This is a genomic window from Neorhizobium populisoli (assembly GCF_019430945.1).
Classification (GTDB): domain Bacteria; phylum Pseudomonadota; class Alphaproteobacteria; order Rhizobiales; family Rhizobiaceae; genus Neorhizobium; species Neorhizobium populisoli.
Window position 1 is genome coordinate 2,501 of record NZ_JAHYCB010000043.1, and the last position, 3,468, is coordinate 5,968.

A 3,468-nucleotide genomic window follows, 5' to 3' on the forward strand; every position below is an offset into this window, starting at 1 on the left:
CGCACGGTCCCGGATTTAATCTCGAGAAGCTGGTCTTAAAGACAGGCTTGTAAGCGGGTCGCTCGGCGTGACCCCAATCAAGCAAGCTTGTCGAACACGTCGATGGCATCATGAGAAGGGCTGGTTGTAAAAGGTAACCGGTCCGCCACGCATTTGGTCGTTCCTTCGGGGATTGCCTGATGGGTGGCTATATTGATGAGCATTGGCAATGAGAACGATTAAGTGTCGTAAGGGCATTTGGTGGATGCCTTGGCATGCACAGGCGAAGAAGGACGTGATACGCTGCGAAAAGCCGTGGGGAGCTGCGAATGAGCTTTGATCCATGGATCTCCGAATGGGGCAACCCACCTTAAATGCTTGGGAAATCTGTTTAGTTGGCTTTGATCTTGCGAGGGGCTTCCTTCGTAGGGCAGAGCCCGTCGGTCCTTTTGGACCGCGCCGTCCGCAGGCCTTCGGGCCGTGAGGACAGGACAAAACAGGTTTCCAAGCATTGTGATAAGGTATCTTACTTTCGAATACATAGGGGTAAGAAGCGAACTCGGGGAACTGAAACATCTAAGTACCCGAAGGAAAGGACATCAACCGAGACTCCGCAAGTAGTGGCGAGCGAACGCGGACCAGGCCAGTGGCAATGTTGAATAAAGCCGAACGCTTTGGAAAAGGCGACCGTAGCGGGTGATAGTCCCGTAGGCGTAGAACAGACATTGTCCTAGAGTAGGGCGGGACACGTGAAATCCTGTCTGAACATGGGGAGACCACTCTCCAAGCCTAAGTACTCGTGCATGACCGATAGCGAACAAGTACCGTGAGGGAAAGGTGAAAAGCACCCCGACAAGGGGAGTGAAATAGAACCTGAAACCGGATGCCTACAAACAGTCGGAGCCCGCAAGGGTGACGGCGTACCTTTTGTATAATGGGTCAACGACTTAGTGTAACTAGCAAGCTTAAGCCGGTAGGTGTAGGCGCAGCGAAAGCGAGTCTGAACAGGGCGTTCAGTTAGTTGCATTAGACCCGAAACCGAGTGATCTAGCCATGAGCAGGTTGAAGGTTGGGTAACACCAACTGGAGGACCGAACCCGCATCTGTTGCAATAGATTGGGATGACTTGTGGCTAGGGGTGAAAGGCCAATCAAACTCGGAGATAGCTGGTTCTCCGCGAAATCTATTTAGGTAGAGCGTCGACCGAATACCCCAGGGGGTAGAGCACTGGATGGGCTATGGGGACTCACCGTCTTACTGATCCTAACCAAACTCCGAATACCTGGGAGTACTAGTCGGCAGACACACGGCGGGTGCTAACGTCCGTCGTGAAGAGGGCAACAACCCTGACCTCCAGCTAAGGTCCCCAAGTCATGGCTAAGTGGGAAAGGATGTGAGGATCCCAAAACAACCAGGATGTTGGCTTAGAAGCAGCCATCATTTAAAGAAAGCGTAACAGCTCACTGGTCTAAATAAGGGTCTTTGCGCCGAAAATGTAACGGGGCTAAAGCCATGCACCGAAGCTGAGGATACGTCGCAAGACGTGTGGTAGCGGAGCGTTCCGTAAGTCTGTGAAGGGGTACTCGTGAGGGACCCTGGAGATATCGGAAGTGCGAATGTTGACATGAGTAACGATAAAGAGGGTGAGAGACCCTCTCGCCGAAAGACCAAGGGTTCCTGCTTAAAGTTAATCTGAGCAGGGTTAGCCGGCCCCTAAGGCGAGGCAGAAATGCGTAGTCGATGGGAACCACGTTAATATTCGTGGGCTTGGTGGTAGTGACGGATCGCACAAGTTGTTCAACCTTATTGGATTGGTTGGGCAGCGGAGCGGTTCCAGGAAATAGCTCCACCGTATAAACCGTACCCGAAACCGACACAGGTGGTCAGGTAGAGTATACCAAGGCGCTTGAGAGAACTATGTTGAAGGAACTCGGCAAATTGCACGCGTAACTTCGGAAGAAGCGTGACCCCTTTTTACGCAAGTATGAAGGGGTGGCACAGACCAGGGGGTAGCGACTGTTTATCAAAAACACAGGGCTCTGCGAAATCAAAAGATGACGTATAGGGTCTGACGCCTGCCCGGTGCTGGAAGGTTAAGAGGAGAGGTGCAAGCTTTGAATCGAAGCCCCAGTAAACGGCGGCCGTAACTATAACGGTCCTAAGGTAGCGAAATTCCTTGTCGGGTAAGTTCCGACCTGCACGAATGGCGTAACGACTTCCCCGCTGTCTCCAACATAGACTCAGTGAAATTGAATTCCCCGTGAAGATGCGGGGTTCCTGCGGTTAGACGGAAAGACCCCGTGCACCTTTACTATAGCTTTACACTGGCATTCGTGTCGGCATGTGTAGGATAGGTGGTAGGCTTTGAAGCGGGGACGCCAGTCTTCGTGGAGCCATCCTTGAAATACCACCCTTATCGTCATGGATGTCTAACCGCGGTCCGTTATCCGGATCCGAGACAGTGTATGGTGGGTAGTTTGACTGGGGCGGTCGCCTCCGAAAGAGTAACGGAGGCGCGCGATGGTGGGCTCAGACCGGTCGGAAATCGGTCGTCGAGTGCAATGGCATAAGCCCGCCTGACTGCGAGACTGACAAGTCGAGCAGAGACGAAAGTCGGTCATAGTGATCCGGTGGTCCCGTGTGGAAGGGCCATCGCTCAACGGATAAAAGGTACGCCGGGGATAACAGGCTGATGACCCCCAAGAGTCCATATCGACGGGGTTGTTTGGCACCTCGATGTCGGCTCATCGCATCCTGGGGCTGGAGCAGGTCCCAAGGGTTTGGCTGTTCGCCAATTAAAGCGGTACGTGAGCTGGGTTCAGAACGTCGTGAGACAGTTCGGTCCCTATCTGCCGTGGGTGTAGGAATATTGACAGGATCTGTCCCTAGTACGAGAGGACCGGGATGGACATATCTCTGGTGGACCTGTTGTCCTGCCAAGGGCATAGCAGGGTAGCTATATATGGAAGGGATAACCGCTGAAGGCATCTAAGCGGGAAACCCACCTGAAAACGAGTGTTCCCTATCAGGGCCGTGGAAGACGACCACGTTGATAGGCCGGGTGTGGACGTGCAGCAATGCATGAAGCTTACCGGTACTAATAGCCCGATTGGCTTGATCGTTCTCATTGATCAATGCTCATAGGGCAAGCGCAACGCGCTTGTCCCGACAGAGCGAAGGCGTAAGCCTTTGCGACTGAACCGGCGAACACAACGTGTTCGTCCGGCCATGAGCCAAGACGTGTTCAAATCACTCTTCGAGTGAACCAGCTTCTCATCGTTGCGCCGCTTTGCGGCGAAACGTAAAACATTGCCTTTAGATGACCTGGTGGTCATTGCGGGGTGGCTGCACCCGTTCCCTTTCCGAACACGGCCGTGAAACACCCCTGCGCCAATGGTACTTCGTCTTAAGACGCGGGAGAGTAGGTCGCTGCCAGGTCTTTTAAGGGCAATGTCATCGCAAGATGAAAACAATCTTCTCATAACGAAA

Annotated in this window: 2 rRNA genes; both read left to right on the forward strand. The window is 53.2% G+C overall.

Features of this window, described 5'->3' with window-relative positions:
- The first annotated feature begins 216 nt into the window (after nucleotides 1-216).
- Nucleotides 217-3,101 (forward strand): 23S ribosomal RNA (locus tag KX729_RS33240).
- Nucleotides 3,102-3,302: 201 nt separating this feature from the next.
- Nucleotides 3,303-3,417 (forward strand): 5S ribosomal RNA (gene rrf, locus KX729_RS33245).
- The last annotated feature ends 51 nt before the right edge of the window (nucleotides 3,418-3,468 follow it).